General features: G+C 70.2%; 16 protein-coding genes, 1 tRNA gene and 1 pseudogene. 3 read left to right on the plus strand and 15 right to left on the minus strand.

Going from position 1 to position 14,251, the window contains the following annotated elements; genetic code table 11:
- Positions 1–35: 35 nt before the first annotated feature.
- The 4 genes and pseudogenes from DEW08_RS14310 to DEW08_RS33470 form a co-directional block, all read right to left on the minus strand.
- Positions 36–919: pseudogene (locus tag DEW08_RS14310) on the minus strand (LysR substrate-binding domain-containing protein).
- 28 nt (positions 920–947) lie between these two features.
- A complete protein-coding gene (locus DEW08_RS14315; RefSeq protein ID WP_109328156.1) occupies positions 948–1,955 on the minus strand; it encodes a YeiH family protein in 1,008 nt (335 codons plus the stop codon).
- A 138-nt stretch (positions 1,956–2,093) separates the two neighbouring features.
- Positions 2,094–2,669, minus strand: coding sequence for a molybdopterin molybdotransferase MoeA (locus DEW08_RS33465; protein WP_342760737.1), 576 nt, complete (start codon positions 2,667–2,669; stop codon positions 2,094–2,096).
- Complete coding sequence (locus tag DEW08_RS33470; protein ID WP_342760738.1) at positions 2,609–3,334, minus strand: molybdopterin molybdotransferase MoeA; 726 nt, start codon at positions 3,332–3,334, stop codon at positions 2,609–2,611. The genes DEW08_RS33465 and DEW08_RS33470 overlap by 61 nt, the downstream gene beginning before the upstream one ends.
- A 268-nt stretch (positions 3,335–3,602) precedes the next feature.
- Here DEW08_RS33470 and DEW08_RS14325 point away from each other — a divergent pair, with 268 nt between their 5' ends.
- Positions 3,603–3,800 carry a hypothetical protein gene (locus DEW08_RS14325; protein ID WP_109328158.1) on the plus strand — a complete coding sequence of 66 codons (198 nt, stop codon included), beginning with the start codon at positions 3,603–3,605 and terminating at the stop codon, positions 3,798–3,800.
- A gap of 46 nt (positions 3,801–3,846) precedes the next feature.
- Here the strand turns inward: DEW08_RS14325 and rsgA are convergent, their stop codons facing one another.
- Positions 3,847–4,932, minus strand: coding sequence for a ribosome small subunit-dependent GTPase A (rsgA, locus tag DEW08_RS14330; RefSeq protein ID WP_109328160.1), 1,086 nt, complete (start codon positions 4,930–4,932; stop codon positions 3,847–3,849).
- 344 nt (positions 4,933–5,276) lie between these two features.
- Positions 5,277–5,369, minus strand: a tRNA-Ser gene (locus DEW08_RS14335).
- A 284-nt stretch (positions 5,370–5,653) separates the two neighbouring features.
- Between DEW08_RS14335 and DEW08_RS14340 the strand changes: the two genes are divergently transcribed.
- Positions 5,654–5,890 carry a hypothetical protein gene (locus DEW08_RS14340; protein WP_109328162.1) on the plus strand — a complete coding sequence of 79 codons (237 nt, stop codon included), beginning with the start codon at positions 5,654–5,656 and terminating at the stop codon, positions 5,888–5,890.
- Here DEW08_RS14340 and DEW08_RS14345 read toward each other — a convergent pair.
- From DEW08_RS14345 to DEW08_RS14375, 7 genes are all read right to left on the minus strand, one after another.
- The gene (locus DEW08_RS14345; RefSeq protein WP_109328164.1) at positions 5,878–7,644 is read right to left on the minus strand and encodes a PAS domain-containing sensor histidine kinase; all 1,767 of its coding nucleotides are present in this window, start codon (positions 7,642–7,644) and stop codon (positions 5,878–5,880) included. The two genes, DEW08_RS14340 and DEW08_RS14345, sit on opposite strands and share 13 nt — an antisense overlap.
- Before the next feature lie 136 nt (positions 7,645–7,780).
- On the minus strand, positions 7,781–9,232 hold the full coding sequence (gene gatB, locus DEW08_RS14350) for an Asp-tRNA(Asn)/Glu-tRNA(Gln) amidotransferase subunit GatB (protein ID WP_109328166.1): 1,452 nt from the start codon (positions 9,230–9,232) through the stop codon (positions 7,781–7,783).
- A 133-nt stretch (positions 9,233–9,365) separates the two neighbouring features.
- Positions 9,366–9,677, minus strand: coding sequence for a hypothetical protein (locus tag DEW08_RS14355; protein ID WP_109328169.1), 312 nt, complete (start codon positions 9,675–9,677; stop codon positions 9,366–9,368).
- A complete protein-coding gene (locus DEW08_RS14360) occupies positions 9,674–9,919 on the minus strand; it encodes a hypothetical protein (protein ID WP_109328171.1) in 246 nt (81 codons plus the stop codon). Before DEW08_RS14360 ends, DEW08_RS14355 begins: the two co-directional genes overlap by 4 nt.
- An 83-nt stretch (positions 9,920–10,002) precedes the next feature.
- Positions 10,003–11,484, minus strand: coding sequence for an Asp-tRNA(Asn)/Glu-tRNA(Gln) amidotransferase subunit GatA (gatA, locus tag DEW08_RS14365; RefSeq protein WP_109328173.1), 1,482 nt, complete (start codon positions 11,482–11,484; stop codon positions 10,003–10,005).
- A complete protein-coding gene (gatC, locus tag DEW08_RS14370) occupies positions 11,484–11,771 on the minus strand; it encodes an Asp-tRNA(Asn)/Glu-tRNA(Gln) amidotransferase subunit GatC (RefSeq protein ID WP_109328175.1) in 288 nt (95 codons plus the stop codon). Before gatC ends, gatA begins: the two co-directional genes overlap by 1 nt.
- A gap of 94 nt (positions 11,772–11,865) precedes the next feature.
- The gene (locus tag DEW08_RS14375) at positions 11,866–12,390 is read right to left on the minus strand and encodes a GNAT family N-acetyltransferase (protein ID WP_245986641.1); all 525 of its coding nucleotides are present in this window, start codon (positions 12,388–12,390) and stop codon (positions 11,866–11,868) included.
- 76 nt (positions 12,391–12,466) lie between these two features.
- On the opposite strand from DEW08_RS14375, the gene ruvX reads away from it, so the two are divergent.
- Positions 12,467–13,015, plus strand: coding sequence for a Holliday junction resolvase RuvX (gene ruvX, locus DEW08_RS14380; protein WP_109328177.1), 549 nt, complete (start codon positions 12,467–12,469; stop codon positions 13,013–13,015).
- Positions 13,016–13,035: 20 nt separating this feature from the next.
- On the opposite strand, the gene DEW08_RS14385 is transcribed toward ruvX, so the two are convergent.
- Together DEW08_RS14385 and DEW08_RS14390 are read right to left on the minus strand one after the other, a co-directional pair.
- Complete coding sequence (locus tag DEW08_RS14385; RefSeq protein ID WP_109328179.1) at positions 13,036–13,866, minus strand: FTR1 family iron permease; 831 nt, start codon at positions 13,864–13,866, stop codon at positions 13,036–13,038.
- Positions 13,867–13,908: 42 nt separating this feature from the next.
- The gene (locus DEW08_RS14390) at positions 13,909–14,244 is read right to left on the minus strand and encodes a cupredoxin domain-containing protein (protein ID WP_109328182.1); all 336 of its coding nucleotides are present in this window, start codon (positions 14,242–14,244) and stop codon (positions 13,909–13,911) included.
- Positions 14,245–14,251: the final 7 nt, after the last annotated feature.

Below are 14,251 nucleotides of genomic sequence, written 5' to 3' on the forward strand. Positions count from 1 at the left end.
CCGCGCGGGGCAAGGCCGGCCGGAAACGGCGGCGGTCAGGAGCCGAGGGCCAGCTTGACGAACTCCCGCTCGGCGGCGCTGCGGTGGCGGTCGCGATGGCGGACGAGCTGGAAGGTCCGGTTCGGCAGGTCCAGCCCGTCCAGCGCGACGATGCGGCCGGCCTGGAGGTCCGCCGCCACCACGAGGTCGGACAGCACGCTCGGCCCCACGCCGGCCAGCAGCGCATCGCGGATCACCGACCCGCTGGGCAGGGTCATGGCGATGGGCAATCCCGACGGGCCGAGCCCGATCCGCCGCATCGCCGCGTCGAAGACGGCGCGGGTGCCGGAGCCCTCCTCGCGCAGGATCCAGCGGGCGGCCGCCAGGTCCTCCGCGCGATCCGGCCGCGGGCGGCCCAGGGATGGCCGCTGCCGACGACCAGAAGCAGCCGGTCGCCCGGGATCGATTCGGTGATCAGGCTGGGTTCCTCCACCGCCCCCTCGGCGATGCCGAGCTCGGCGCGGCCTTCGCGCACCGCCTCCGCCACCTCTTCGGTATTGCCGATGGCGAGTTCGACATGGATGCCGGGGAAGGCGGCGGCGAAGCGGACCAGCCGCGGCGGCAGCCAGTGATGCCCCACCGTCTGGCTGGCGACCAGCCGCAGCGCGCCGCGGGTCAGGCCGGACAGCTCGGCCAGCATGCCGCCCGCCTCCTCCACCCGGCGCAGGATGGCCCGCGCCTCGCGCTGGAGAAGCCGGCCGGCCTCGGTCAGCTCCACCCGGCGGCCGATGCGGTCGAACAGGCGCAGCCCGTGCTCCGACTCCAGGGCGGCGATGGCGGCACTCACCGCCGGCTGCGACAGGCGCAGCGATTCCGCGGCACGGGTGAAATGCAGCGCATCGGCGACGGCAACGAAGATGCGCAACTGTTCAAGCGTCATGGAGCGGGACCGGGCGGCGGTGGAAATCTCAACAGAACCACAGAATGCCCGTCAGGCTGAACAGCGCAAGGAAGAGGCTGGCGCCCACCGCCAGCAGGAAGGGCCGCAGCCCCTTGGCGCGCAGGGCGGCCGGGTTGGCGTCCAGCCCCATCGCCGCCAGCGCCATGGTCAGCAGGACGGGCGCCACCATGCCGGCGGCGGCGCGGACCCAGCCGGGCAGCAGCCCCAGGCTGTTCAGCGCGATCAGCAGGAGGAAGCCGGCCACGAAGCCGGGAACCACCGGCGGGCGCTTCGCCACCGTGCCGTCCGCCGCCGGAGCCACCGCGGTACGGCTGGCGGCGAGGCCGAGGCCGATGACCACGGGAGCCAGCAGCAGGACGCGAGACAGCTTGGCGACCGTTCCGACCTCGCCGGCCTCGCTGCCGTCCTGGAAGGCGGTGGCGACGGCCTGCGCCACCTCGTGGATCGAGGCGCCGGCCCACAGCCCGAAGCCGTGGGCGTCGAGCCCGAGCGGGCCGGCGAGCAGCGGATAGAGCAGCATGGCGGCGGTGCCGCACAGGGTGACGCAGGCGATGGCGTAGGCGACGTCCTCCTCCTCCGCCCGCGTCACGCTGTTGACCGCCAGCACGGCGGAGGCGCCGCAGATCGAGGTGCCGGCGCCGATCAGCCGGGCCAGCCGCTGCTCGACGCCGAGCCGGCGGCCGAGCCAGGCGCTGAACCACAGGCTGGCGGCCAGCGAGGCGGCGACCACCGCCAGCCCGGCCCCGCCCAGCCCCATCACCTGCCCGACCGTCAGTTGCGCGCCGAGCAGCACCACCGCCAGCCGCAACAGCGGCCGGACGGCGAAGGAAAGCCCGGGCCGCAGACTGTCCGGTACCCCGGCCGCGCCGCGCACCGCCATGCCCAGCCCGACCGCCAGCACCAGCGGACTGACCGCCGACAGGCCGGGCAGGCCATGCAGCGCCATCGCCGCACCGGCGAGCGCCGCCGCCACGGCGGTTCCGGGAACCAGGGGAAGGGAACGGGTGAGCAGCATCGACGGGACCTCCGGCCTTGTGCCGGCGGGCTGGCGTCGCTCGCCATCCGCCGGTTTCACACAAGAACTGGGGCGAAATCGTCGATCAGTCCAATCTAATATAGTTACCGTTTCGATCCGGAATCCGGATCGATGGGGTCAGCCGAACAGTCCGCTGAACGGCAGGAAATCGACCAGATCGCCCTCGCGGATCGCGGTGGCCTCGGCCGGCATGTCCACCAGCCCGTCCGCCTCGACCATCGAGGTCAGCACGCCGGAGCTGTCGCTGGGGAACTTCACGGCGACCGGCCGCCCCTGGCCGTCGACCTCCAGCCGGGCGCGCAGGAACTCGCGCCGGCCGGGCTTCTTGGTGAAGGAGAAGCCGGAATGGACGAGGTTGCGGGCGGTCGCCGTCCGCTCTGCCCCGGACAGCCGCAGGACCAGCGGCCGGCCGACCAGCAGGAAGGTGACCATGGCCGACACCGGGTTGCCGGGCAGGCCGAGGAAGGGCGTGCCGCACACCCGGCCGAAGGCCACGGGCTTGCCCGGCTTGATCGCCAGCTTCCACAGGTCGAGCGAGCCGAGGTCGCAGACCACCGTCTTGACGTGGTCCTCCTCGCCCACCGAGACGCCGCCGGAGGTGATCAGCAGGTCGGCCTCCTGCGCCGCCGCCTTCAGCGCGTCGCGCAGCAGGTCGGCCTTGTCGGGCAGGATGCCGAGGTCGCGCAGGTCCACCCCAGCGCGGTGAGCTGGGCGGCCAGGGTGAAGCGGTTGGCGTCGTAGATGGCGTGGGCGGGCTTGGCGGTGCCGGGCTCCCGCAGCTCGTCGCCGGTGGAGAACAGGCCGACGCGCAGGCGCTTGCGCACGGTCAGGTGCGCGCGGCCGACCGCGGCGGCAAGGCCGACCTCCTGCGGGCGCAGGCGGTGCCCGGCCTTCAGCACGATGGCGCCCGCGCGCATGTCCTCGCCGGCCGGGCGGACGTTGGCCCCCTGCTTCAGGGCGGCGGGGACCAGCACCGAGTCGCCCTCGGCCGCGCAATCCTCCTGCATGGCGACGGTGTCGGCGCCGGCGGGAATCGGCGCGCCGGTGAAGATGCGCACCGCCTCCCCCTCGCCGACCGTGCCGGCGAAGGACGAGCCGGCGGGCACGCGGCCGACCACGCGCAGCGGCCGACGCCCCTCCGCCGGGGCGGCGGCGCGGTAGGCCCAGCCATCCATGGCGGAGACGGCGACCGGCGGCACATTCACCGGGGCGGCGACATCCTCCGCCAGCACGCGGCCGTTGGCGAGCCGCAGCGGCACCTCCTCCGTCCCGGTGACGGGGCCGTAGAGGGTGGCGAGCCTTGCGACGGCCTCGTCGAGCGGCAGGGCGGCGGGACCGTGGGCGGCGCAGCAATCCATCTTGCGGGTTCCTCAAAAACTGGCGGCGGCTCTGGCGGCAGCGCATCCGGTCGCATGCCAACCGGCGAACTATGCCACCGGATCGCCCGGTTGACGCTTTGACCTTCGTCAACCCAGCCAGGACTTCGGCAACCCCTTCCGGACAATGGCGAAAGCGGCGGCCGTGCCCCAACTTTCTCCCAAGTGCCCGTCGAACGGCCTGCCTACCCTTGCTGACCCCTTGCCGGCGCAAGGACCCAAAACGATTCACGGTTCGGGGAGGACTGCAATGATCCCGCTCGGCAGCACGGTGATGTTCCGCGGCCGCCCGGCCCTGGTGGTGGCGCGCACGCTGGCCGGCACCCCGTCCTATGACCTGCGGTTCGAGGACGGCACGGTGGCGAAATACGTGGCGGAGGCCGACCTGGACGCGCCGGACGCCTCGCACCTGCCGGACATCCAGCAGCTCAAGAGCCCGATGGCCTGAGCGCCGGCCGGCGCCGGGCCGCCGCGGGGCCCGACGCCGGTTCCGGTCACCGCCTCTCCTGCTCCTTCTGCTTCAGGATGGTGCGGACGGCCTTGCCGAAGGCCCTGTCCTTCGCCTTGCGCTCGGCCAGGCTGGCCGAGTTGAACCGCTCCTCGCGGACCAGCTTGCGCCAGCGCGCCAGCCGGGCGGCGTCGACCTCCCCGGCCTCGACCGCCGCACGCACTGCGCAGCCGGGCTCCGTCTCGTGCCCGCAATTCCTGAAGCGGCACCGGCGGGCCAGCGAGTCGAGGTCGGCGAACAGGCTGGCGATGCCGCCCCCGGCATCGACGAGCTGGAGTTCGCGCATCCCCGGCAGGTCGAACACGGCGCAGCCGTCCGGCAGCAGGTGGAGACGGCGCCCGGTCGTCGTGTGGCGGCCGCGGTCGTCGTGCTCGCGGATGGCGCGCGTCGCCGCGACCGGCCGGCCGGACAGCGCGTTGAGCAGCGACGACTTTCCGACGCCCGAGGAGCCCAGGAAGACGACGGAGCTGCCGGACCTGCACCAGTCCGCCAGCGCCGCCTTCGGCTGGTCGCCGAGCGCATTCACCAGCACGACCGGGATATCGCCGGCGATCGTGCCCGCCTCGGCGGCGTAGCGCTGCGGGTCCGGACAGAGGTCCGGCTTGGTCAGCAGGATGACCGGCGCCACCCCGGCCTCGCGCACGACGGACACGTAGCGCTCCAGCCGGGCGCGGTTGAAGTCCTGGTTGCAGGACGAGACGATGAAGGCGGTGTCGGCATTGGCGGCGATCAGCTGGATCTGCCGCCCGGTGCCGGGGGCGCGCCGCTTCAGCAGGCTCTTGCGGCCGAGCAGCCGGCTCGCGGCCGGGCGGTCGCGGTCGTACAGCAGCCAGTCGCCGACGGTGACGTCGGGGCGGAAGGGGATGGTGCCGTCGAAGTCGGCGCCCTGCACCCGCAGGCGGTCGCGATGGACCTCCGTCACGCGGACGGCGGGCGTTCGCGCGAGGTCCTCCACGCTGGTCTGCTGGGCGAAAAAGGGCTGCCAGCCGAGCCTTTCCAGCGTCGAGAGGGTGGTCGTCCTGGTGGAGCCGCCGGGAGTGGTCGGCAGGAATCGTGAATAGTCCCGAGCCATCGGGGTCGTCCCGTGTTCCGGCCCGGGGCACGGCCCCGAGCCTGGGTGTCATTTCAAATGACGGTGCAGGACCTCATCGCTTGCCTTGTTCCGGCAAACGGCAGTTCTCAGACGGTCCTGCACCGGGAGGCGCTGCGGCCTCCCCACCTCACCGGGGCATCCAAACTCCCTTGACGATGCCGCCAGGATAGCACCGGCGCCGGGCGCCTTCAAAGGCTTCGGATCAGCCCGGCGAACGGCCGGCCTGTGCTGTCCGATTGCAGGTCACGGGATCGTGGGAGGTGGTCCGGAAGGAGACGCGCTGCTGTGCGGGCCTGCTTCGGGGATGGTGGCGGAGGGGATGGTGGCGGAGGGGATGGGATTCGAACCCACGATAGGGTTTTAAGCCCTATGACGGTTTAGCAAACCGTTGCCTTCAGCCACTCGGCCACCCCTCCTGCCGGAGCGATGCGCGCGGCATCGCTGGCGTCCGTGGGTTCTAGCGGCCCCCCCATGCCCTTGTCAACGGCTACGTTGTCCCCATCCCCAGCATTTACCATCGGCAACCGCGGTCCGGCCGGCCGGCCGCCGCGGGGCGCGGAAGCGGCAGAAACTGAGAAAGCGTGAAAAATCTGTCTAAAATTTTAGTGATCTTTTAGAGAAAACGGGGTAGCCTGCTCTCCATGATCGATTGAGTGCCACCGACCTCCGTCCTGTCCCCCATCCGTCGCGGGAGGAAGCCATGTCCCTGTCACGCCGTTGCGCCGAGACGCTGCTCGATCTCGTGGAAATCAAGCTGAGCTGCCTGGAGATCACCGACCGCGAGGACATGCGGGAGAAGGAGCTGCTGCAGCGCTGCGTGCAGGAGCTTCAGGCGGAACTGCGCGGGGAGAACGGGGCGACGACCGCCTTCATCGCGCCCAAGCGCCGCGGCCGGCGGCCGAAGCACCTGCAGTTCCACGAGCTTCACGTCGCCTGACGGTCGGGCTCCGGCACCGGCGCGGTCTCCGCCTCCGCCAGTGGCGCCTCGCGCGGCAGGATCATGGTGAAGCGGGTGCCCTGCCCCGGCCAGGAGGTCACCTGGATGGTGCCGCCGAGCGGCCCGGTGACCGTGTTGAACACGATATGCAGCCCGAGGCCCGAGCCGCCCTGCCCCCGCTTGGTGGTGAAGAAGGGCTCGAACACCTTGGGCAGATGCTCCGGCTGGATGCCGGCGCCGTCGTCCATGAAGTCGAGTCGCACATGGTCCGGCCCGTCCGGCTGGGCGGTGAGGCGGATGGTGCCGGTTCCGCTGTCGCCGTAGGCGTGGACGATGGCGTTGATCACCAGGTTGGTCAGGACCTGGCTCAGCGCCCCCGGATAGCTGTCGAAGGTCAGATCCTCGGCGCAGTCGACGAAGACCTTCAGGCGCGTGCGCTTCAGGCGCGGGCGCAGCGAGAACAGCACCTCGTCGATGTAGCCCTTCAGCTCGAACACCCGGCGGTCGCCGGAGGACTGGTCGACCGCCACCTGCTTGAAGCTCTGGATCAGGGCGGCGGCACGGTCGATGTTGCCGACCAGCAGCCGGGCGCTCTCCCCCAACCCGTCGAGGAACTCCGTCAGGTCCGACTTGCGCAGCATGCCGGCGTCCAGCCGCTGGCGGATCCGGTCGGCCTGCTCCCCGATATGGCTGGCGGCGGTGAGGCCGATGCCGATCGGCGTGTTGATCTCGTGCGCCACCCCGGCGACGAGCTGGCCGAGCGAGGCCATGGTCTCCGCCTGGATCAGGTTCTCCTGTGTGGCGCGCAGTTCGGCCAGCGCCGCCTCCGCCCGCTCCTTCGCCTCGGTCATCGCCGATTCCGCGGCCTTGCGGTCGGTGATGTCGTAGAGCCAGGTGAGGTAGGCGGGCTCGCCGTCGAGCTCGATGGCGTTCCACGAGGACAGCACCCAGACGACCGAGCCGTCGGAGCGGCGGAAGCGCACCTCGGCGTCGCGGAACGGCCCCTCATGCTCCAGCCGGCCGATCAGCCGGTTGCGGTCCGCCGGGTCGACATAGAGCCGCGGCACCGGCGTGCGCATCATCTCCGCCCGGTCCATGTCGAGGATGCGGGCCGAGTGGGCGTTGCTGAACAGCCAGCGCCCGTCGCGGGTGGTGACGTTGACCGCGATGGGCGCCGCCTCCAGGATCTTCAGCAGCCGCTCCTCGCTGGCGCGCAGCCGCTCCTCCTGCCGGCGGCGTTCGGTGATGTCGATCATGATGCCGACATAGCGCACCGCCCGCCCATCGGGGTCGCGGATCGCCTTGCCGCTGGCCGAGATCCACAGCCAGCCGCCGCCCTCGCGCCTCAGCCGGTAATCATAGGCGTAGCTGTCGGTCTCGCCCGCGAGGTGGGAGGCGATGTGCGCCAGGACCCGCTCGCGGTCCTCGGGGTGAATGCGGCTTTCCCAGAAGTCCGGCGGCATCGGCGGGATGCCGGTGAAGCCCAGCATCCGCGGAAAGGTGTCGGACCACCAGCAGGTGCCGGCGACGAGGTCGGCGTCCCAGGCGGCAGCGCCGGTGGCCTGCAGCGTCATCTCCAGCCGGGCGCCCAGCTCCTCGCGCTCGACGGCTTCGGGCGGGGAAGGCGGTGCCGGAGACGGGGCGGAGGCACGGCGCCGGGCGGCGCGAAAGCCGAGGACGGCGCCGCACAGCAGCCCGACGGCCCCGCCGGCCGCCAGGACGCCCACCAATCCGCCTGTCACCTCGATCGTCATAGGACCTCCAAGCGGGGCCATACTGAAGCTTGGCGGCTATCCGGCGCAATGCCGCAACATGGGAGACAAACGAAAAAGCCTCCCTCCGGGCGGAGAGAGGCTTTCCGTTTCGTCCGGTCCATCCCCGGAAGCGGGATCAGCCCTTCAGCTTGGCCGTCAGGATCTCGTTGACGAGCGCCGGGTTGGCCTTGCCCTGGGTGGCCTTCATCACCTGGCCGACGAAGAAGCCGAACAGCTTGTCCTTGCCGGAGCGGAACTCCGCCACCTTGTCGGCGTTGGCCGCCAGCACCGAGTCGATGGCGCCTTCGATGGCGCCGGTGTCGGTGACCTGCCGCAGTCCCTTCTGCTCGACGATGTCGGCCGCCTTACCGCCGGTCTCGAACATCGCCTCGAACACCTCCTTGGCGATGCGGCCGGAGATGGTGTTGTCGGCGATCAGGTCGATCAGGCCGCCCAGGTTCTCGGCGGAGACCGGGCTCTCCTCGATCTCCTTGCCGGCCTTGTTCAGGGCGCCGAACAGCTCGCCGGTCACCCAGTTGGCCGCCATCTTCGGGTCGCGGCCCTTGGCGACCGCCTCGTAGAAGTCGGCCTTGGCCTTTTCCGACACCAGCACGTTGGCGTCGTAGGGCGACAGCTTGTAGTCGGCGATGAAGCGGGCCTTCTTGTCGTCGGGCAGCTCCGGCAGGGTGGCCTTGATCTCCTCCACCCAGGCGGGGTCGAGCTCCAGCGGCAGCAGGTCGGGATCGGGGAAGTAGCGGTAGTCGTGCGCCTCTTCCTTGGAGCGCATGGAGCGGGTCACGAGCTTCGTCGTGTCCCACAGCCGGGTCTCCTGGTCGATCCTGCCGCCCTCCTCCAGGATCTCGATCTGGCGGCGGGCCTCATACTCGATCGCCTGCATGACGAAGCGGATCGAGTTGACGTTCTTGATCTCGCAGCGCGTGCCGAACGGAGCGCCCGGCTTGCGCACCGACACGTTGACGTCGCAGCGCATGGAGCCTTCCTCCATGTTGCCGTCGCAGGTGCCGAGATAGCGCAGGATCGAGCGCAGCTTGCGCACATAGGCGCCAGCCTCCTCGGCCGAGCGCATGTCCGGCTCCGACACGATCTCCATCAGCGCCACGCCCGACCGGTTGAGGTCGATGTAGGTCTTCGACGGATGCTGGTCGTGCAGCGACTTGCCGGCGTCCTGCTCCAGGTGCAGGCGCGTGACGCCGACCGTGCGGCTGGAGCCGTCCGGCATGTCGAGGATGATCTCGCCCTTGCCGACGATGGGCTGCAGATACTGGCTGATCTGATAGCCCTGCGGCAGGTCGGCGTAGAAGTAGTTCTTGCGGTCGAAGACCGAGGTCAGGTTGATCTGCGCCTTCAGCCCGAGGCCGGTGCGCACCGCCTGCTCGACGCAGAACCCGTTGATGACCGGCAGCATGCCGGGGAAGGCGGCATCGACGAAGCTGACCTGGCTGTTCGGCTCGGCGCCGAAGGCGGTGGCGGCTCCGGAGAACAGCTTGGCGTTGGAGATGACCTGGGCGTGGACCTCCAGCCCGATCACGACTTCCCAATCGCCCGTTTCGCCCTGAATGTACGACATAGTTCGGCCCAATTAGCTTCGTGCGGTCTTTGCGTCATGTCTGCCGTTACGTCCGTTCCGGAGCATCGCCGATGCGACGTCCCAGCGGGTCACGCAGACGCTTCATCATTCATCGGGCTGCGCCCGGGAACTGTCATTTCTCGGAGAAACGGATTCTCCCGACTATGACATGGTAAAAGGGACCATCGTAGAAATCGCCGTTGGCCAGCCGCACCGCCTGCGACGGCTGGATGAGGTCAAGGGTATAGTAGATCCGGAGTACCTTCCATGCCCCCGCCAACCAGGACTCCTTGACGAGGATGTCCTTCGGACTGGCAGGAATGACCCGGTCGGGACGATCCGGCTCCTCGACGATCCGGCCAAGCGCGACCATGAGGCGCTCCAGGGCGTAGAAGTCCAGAGCCGGCAGGCTGGCGCAGACATCGAGCTTGACCGGGATGTTCATATCTTTCCCGACTGCGCCAACGCCCGAAACACCCCTTCGACATCCTGTTCCTCCGGCAAGGGCCCTCGATCCGAGGAGGCTTTCACAGCCGCCTTCATGATCGTATGCGGACCGATGCCCGCCAGATCGTCGACGACGATCTTGTCGGCACGGACTCCCGACTGCCAGGACGGGCGCTCGCCCGACGGAACAGGGGCATCATGGCGGACACCGCTCTGCTGAAGCTCCCACGCGCCAACCATGGCCACCTCTCCTCCGTCAAGCGACAGACGCCGTCCTCTCATCCCAATGTAGCAAGCGCGGCGCGCCAAATCACCCCTGCCCGTCACGCCACGAAGGGCGGCAGGGCCGGCGTGCCGGCGGCCTTCTCGATCACCTGACCGACGCGCAGCACCGTCTCCTCGTCGAAGGGGCGGCCGAGGAGCTGCAGGCCGAGCGGCAGCCCGTCCGACCCCAGACCGGCCGGAACCGACATGCCCGGCAGGCCGGCCAGCGAGGCCGGGACCGTGAACACGTCGTTCAGGTACATCTGGATCGGGTCGTCCATCTTCTCGCCGATGGCGAAGGCGGTGCTCGGCGCGGTCGGCGTCAGGATGACGTCGCACTGCCTGAACGCCTCGTCGAAGTCCCACTTGATGCGGGTGCGCACCTGGCGGGCCTTGTTGTAGTAGGCGTCGTAATAGCCGGCCGACAGCACGTAGGTGCCGATCAGGATGCGGCGGCGCACCTCCTTGCCGAAGCCGGCGCCGCGGGTGTTCTCGTACATCTCCTTCAGGCCGCTGCCCTCGACCCGCAGGCCGTAGCGCACGCCGTCATAGCGGGCGAGATTCGAGGACGCCTCGGCCGGGGCGACGATGTAGTAGGTGGCCAGCGCGTACTTGGTGTGCGGCAGGCTGATCTCGACCGGTTCGGCGCCGGCGGCCTTCAGCCACTCGATGCCCTGGTCCCAGATGCGCGCGATCTCGGCCGGCATGCCGTCGACCCGGTATTCCTTCGGGATGCCGACCTTCAGGCCGCGGATGTCGCCGGTCAGCGCGGCGCGGAAATCCGGCACCGGCATGTCCACCGACGTGGAATCCTTCGGGTCGAAGCCGCACATCGAGCGCAGCATGATCGCCGCGTCCTCGACCGTCCGGGTCATCGGGCCGGCCTGGTCGAGCGACGAGGCGAAGGCGACGACGCCCCAGCGCGAGCAGCGGCCGTAGGTCGGCTTGATGCCGACGATGCCGGTGAAGGAGGCCGGCTGGCGGATCGAGCCGCCGGTGTCGGTGCCGGTGGCGCCGAGCGCCGCCCGCGCGGCGACCGCCGCGGCCGAGCCGCCCGACGAGCCGCCGGGAACGAGCTGGCGCGACCAGTTGCCGGGCTCCCCCGGGCTCCACGGGCTGACGACGTTGCCGTGGTAGGAGGTGATGTTGGCCGAGCCCATGGCGAACTCGTCCAGGTTCACCTTGCCCAGCATCACCGCACCGTCGCGCCACAGGTTGGACGTGACGGTCGACTCGTATTCCGGCTTGAAGCCGTCGAGGATGTGGCTGGCGGCGGTGGTCGGCACGCCCTTCGTGCAGAACAGGTCCTTCACCGCGATGGGCAGGCCGTCCATCGGCCCGGCCTCGCCCTTGGCGCGGCGGGTGTCCGAAGCCTTCGCCATCTCCAGCGCCCGGTCCGGCGTCTCGGTGATGAAGGCGTTCAGCGGGCGGATCGCCTCGACCGCGCGGACATGCGCCTCGGCCAGCTCGACCGCGGTGAACTCCTTCTTGGCGAGGCCGTCGAGCGCCCCCGCCATGGTCAGATGCGTCAGCCCGCCCATCACTCGACCACCTTCGGAACGACGTAGAAGCCTTCGGCCGTCTCCGGCCCGTTGGACAGAACCTTGCCGGCATAGCCGCCGTCGGTGACCTCGTCCTTGCGGCGGCGCAGCTTCTGCGCGGCGACGCTGGTCATCGGCGGAACATTGTTCGTGTCCACCTCGTTCAGCTGTTCGACGAAGGTCAGGATCTGGCTGAGCTCGCCAGCCAGATGATCCAGTTCCTCCTCCGGCACCTTGATACGGGCCAGATGCGCGATCTTGGCCACGGTGGCCTTGTCGAGCGACATGCCTTTAGCTCTCGTCCAAATATTTGGAAAACCGGCCGCGAAGCTAGCATCAGGGGCGGATGACCGCAACGTTTCACGGGCGGCGCGACCCGCGTCACGCGGCCCGGGTGGGGCGGCTGGCCCAGGACCGGCGGTCGAGGCGCAGCTTGAACAGCGCGATGGGCTCGCCCCAGGGGGTGACGCGGCCCTCCAGCGACACCGGTGCCATGCCGAGCTTGGCATAGAGCAGAAGCGCCGGCGTGTTGGTGTTGAAGCAGTAGAGCGTCACCTCCGGCAGCCCGTGGTGGACCAGCGCGCGGTCGATCATCGCGCGCACCAGATACTCGGCGATGCCGCGGCGGCGCAGCGACGGGTCGACGCTGACGTTGCCGATGTTGGCGGTCCGCCCGTCCTCGAAGGTCGCGAAGTTGGCGTAGCCGACCGGGCGGCCGTCCAGCACCGCCACCGTCGGGTCGCGGCGCAGCGCCAGCGAGGCGCGCACCTGATCCGGCGTCAGCGGCCAGACGGCGCGGGGGAACAGGAAATACAGCTCCTCCGCGGTCCGCGGAAAGCGGCAGACCGCGGGGATGTCGGCGTCGGCCAGCGGCCGGTGCGTCAGGGCGGCGGGGGCATGCATCATGACCACTAGAATAAGTATCCTGCAGAACAACTCAAGCGGTCTTGCCCGGCGGCGGACATGATCCTATGGTCGCTCCATGATCCATACCCTCCCCGAACTTGCCGCCCGCCTGGGCAGAGGCCAGCGCCTTCTTGGGCTCGACGTCGGAACCAAAACGGTCGGACTGGCCGTGGCGGATCCGGGACTGGTCGTGGCGTCCCCTATTGGGACGCTGAAGCGCACGAAATTTACCCAGGACGCGCAAGAACTGAAAAAGGTCATCCGCGACTACACGGTCGGCGGGCTGGTCCTGGGGCTGCCGCTGAACATGGACGGCTCGGAAGGCCCGCGCGCCGAATCCGTGCGCGCCTTCGCCAAGAACCTGATGGAACGCCCGGATCTGCTGGGCTGGGACGCCGAGATCGCCTTCTGGGACGAGCGGCTGTCCACCTCCGCGGTCGAGCGCTTCATGATCGGCGAGGCGGACATGACCCGCAAACGGCGTGACGAGGTGGTGGACAAGATGGCCGCCGCTTACATCCTGCAGGGCGCGCTCGACATGCTGGCCAACCAGCGCCGCCTCGCCCGCGAGGCGGAGGAGGCGGAGCGCCGGGAGGACGGGCAGGAGGACGAGGGAGAGGCGTAAGCCCCCTCCCCCGCCGGCCGTCATCCGGCCGGAACGGCGTTCCCTGCGGCACTGCGCCGCGCCCAGCGGGTGAGCAGGACGATGCCCGCGACCACCGCCACATAGGCGACGAGCTGGGCCTCGGTCGGGCGGTCGGTGTAGCCGACCAGGACGTGGAGCACGCGGCCGGCCATGCTCTTCTCGTCGAGCAGGGCGGAGCTGTCCCACAGGATCACGCCGCCGGCCTCGATCAGCCCGGCCTGGGCCAGGAAGGACACCGCCTGGGCCGCCATGCCCGCCGCCAGCAGGGTCAGCAGCGCCGTGGTGGTGGCGAACAGGTGGCGGGTCGGGATCTGCAGGAGCCCGGCATAGATCAGCGCCGAGACCACCGCCCCCGCGGCGAGCCCGCCGGCCCCGCCGACCGCCACGGTGGCCAGGCCGCCCTCCTCCCCCGCCAGGATGCCGGTGAGGAACAGCACGACCTCCGCCCCCTCGCGCAGCACGGCGGCGCCGATGACGACGGCGAGTGCCGCCAGCGACCGCTCGCCGGCCGAGACGGCGCGGCCGACGGCCGCCATGTCGCGCGCCAGCTCCCGCCCATGCTGGGCCATCCAGGCGTTGTGCCAGGCGAGCATCGCCACGGCGACCAGCAGGACGGTGGCGTTGAACAGCTCCTGCCCGGTGTCGGCGAACTGGGCGCTGATCACGTCGGCGAAGGCGGCGACCAGGCAGGAGCCGGCGACGCCGGCCGCGATGCCCAGCGCGATCCAGCGGCCGCGTCCGGCGACGCCCTTCGTCGCCGCCAGCACGATGCCGATGACGAGGCCGGCCTCCAGCACCTCGCGGAAGACGATGATCAGGCTGGCTAGCATGGGACTGTCTCCATCAGGACCGGGCCGGGGGCCGGCGGCGCATCACTCGACGACGATCGCGCCCTGGGCGGTCGCCTCGTGGAATTCGCCGAAGAACGTGTACCTGCCCGGCTTCAGCGGACCGACGGTGACCTTGATCTGCTTCCTGCCGCCGACGATCTTCTCGACCTTCAGCTCGTTGCTCTCGAACTCCTCGGAGGTCGCATCCTGGTTGTCCACCAGCAGCGTGACCTTCTGGCCGGCCGGCAGCTTCACTTCGGCCGGATCGAACCTGTGGTCCTTGATGACGATGGTGACCGTCTGGTCGGCCGCGGCGGCCGGCAGCGGCGACAGGGCGAGCAGGGCGAGGGCGGCGGACAGGACGGCCAGGCGACGCATCGATGGT

Source organism: Azospirillum thermophilum (assembly GCF_003130795.1).
Classification (GTDB): Bacteria; Pseudomonadota; Alphaproteobacteria; order Azospirillales; family Azospirillaceae; genus Azospirillum; species Azospirillum thermophilum.

Coding starts and splice junctions, on each gene's coding strand:
- DEW08_RS14375 (WP_245986641.1), bottom strand. CDS start 12,390: ATGATGCATGCCCCCGCCGCCCTGACGCACCGGCCGCTGGCCGACGCC.
- DEW08_RS14355 (WP_109328169.1), bottom strand. CDS start 9,677: ATGAACATCCCGGTCAAGCTCGATGTCTGCGCCAGCCTGCCGGCTCTG.
- gatB (WP_109328166.1), bottom strand. CDS start 9,232: ATGTCGTACATTCAGGGCGAAACGGGCGATTGGGAAGTCGTGATCGGG.
- gatA (WP_109328173.1), bottom strand. CDS start 11,484: ATGGGCGGGCTGACGCATCTGACCATGGCGGGGGCGCTCGACGGCCTC.
- DEW08_RS14345 (WP_109328164.1), bottom strand. CDS start 7,644: ATGACGATCGAGGTGACAGGCGGATTGGTGGGCGTCCTGGCGGCCGGC.
- DEW08_RS33470 (WP_342760738.1), bottom strand. CDS start 3,334: ATGGATTGCTGCGCCGCCCACGGTCCCGCCGCCCTGCCGCTCGACGAG.
- rsgA (WP_109328160.1), bottom strand. CDS start 4,932: ATGGCTCGGGACTATTCACGATTCCTGCCGACCACTCCCGGCGGCTCC.
- gatC (WP_109328175.1), bottom strand. CDS start 11,771: ATGTCGCTCGACAAGGCCACCGTGGCCAAGATCGCGCATCTGGCCCGT.
- DEW08_RS14325 (WP_109328158.1), top strand. CDS start 3,603: ATGATCCCGCTCGGCAGCACGGTGATGTTCCGCGGCCGCCCGGCCCTG.
- DEW08_RS14340 (WP_109328162.1), top strand. CDS start 5,654: ATGTCCCTGTCACGCCGTTGCGCCGAGACGCTGCTCGATCTCGTGGAA.
- DEW08_RS14385 (WP_109328179.1), bottom strand. CDS start 13,866: ATGCTAGCCAGCCTGATCATCGTCTTCCGCGAGGTGCTGGAGGCCGGC.
- ruvX (WP_109328177.1), top strand. CDS start 12,467: ATGATCCATACCCTCCCCGAACTTGCCGCCCGCCTGGGCAGAGGCCAG.
- DEW08_RS14360 (WP_109328171.1), bottom strand. CDS start 9,919: ATGGTTGGCGCGTGGGAGCTTCAGCAGAGCGGTGTCCGCCATGATGCC.
- DEW08_RS14390 (WP_109328182.1), bottom strand. CDS start 14,244: ATGCGTCGCCTGGCCGTCCTGTCCGCCGCCCTCGCCCTGCTCGCCCTG.
- DEW08_RS14315 (WP_109328156.1), bottom strand. CDS start 1,955: ATGCTGCTCACCCGTTCCCTTCCCCTGGTTCCCGGAACCGCCGTGGCG.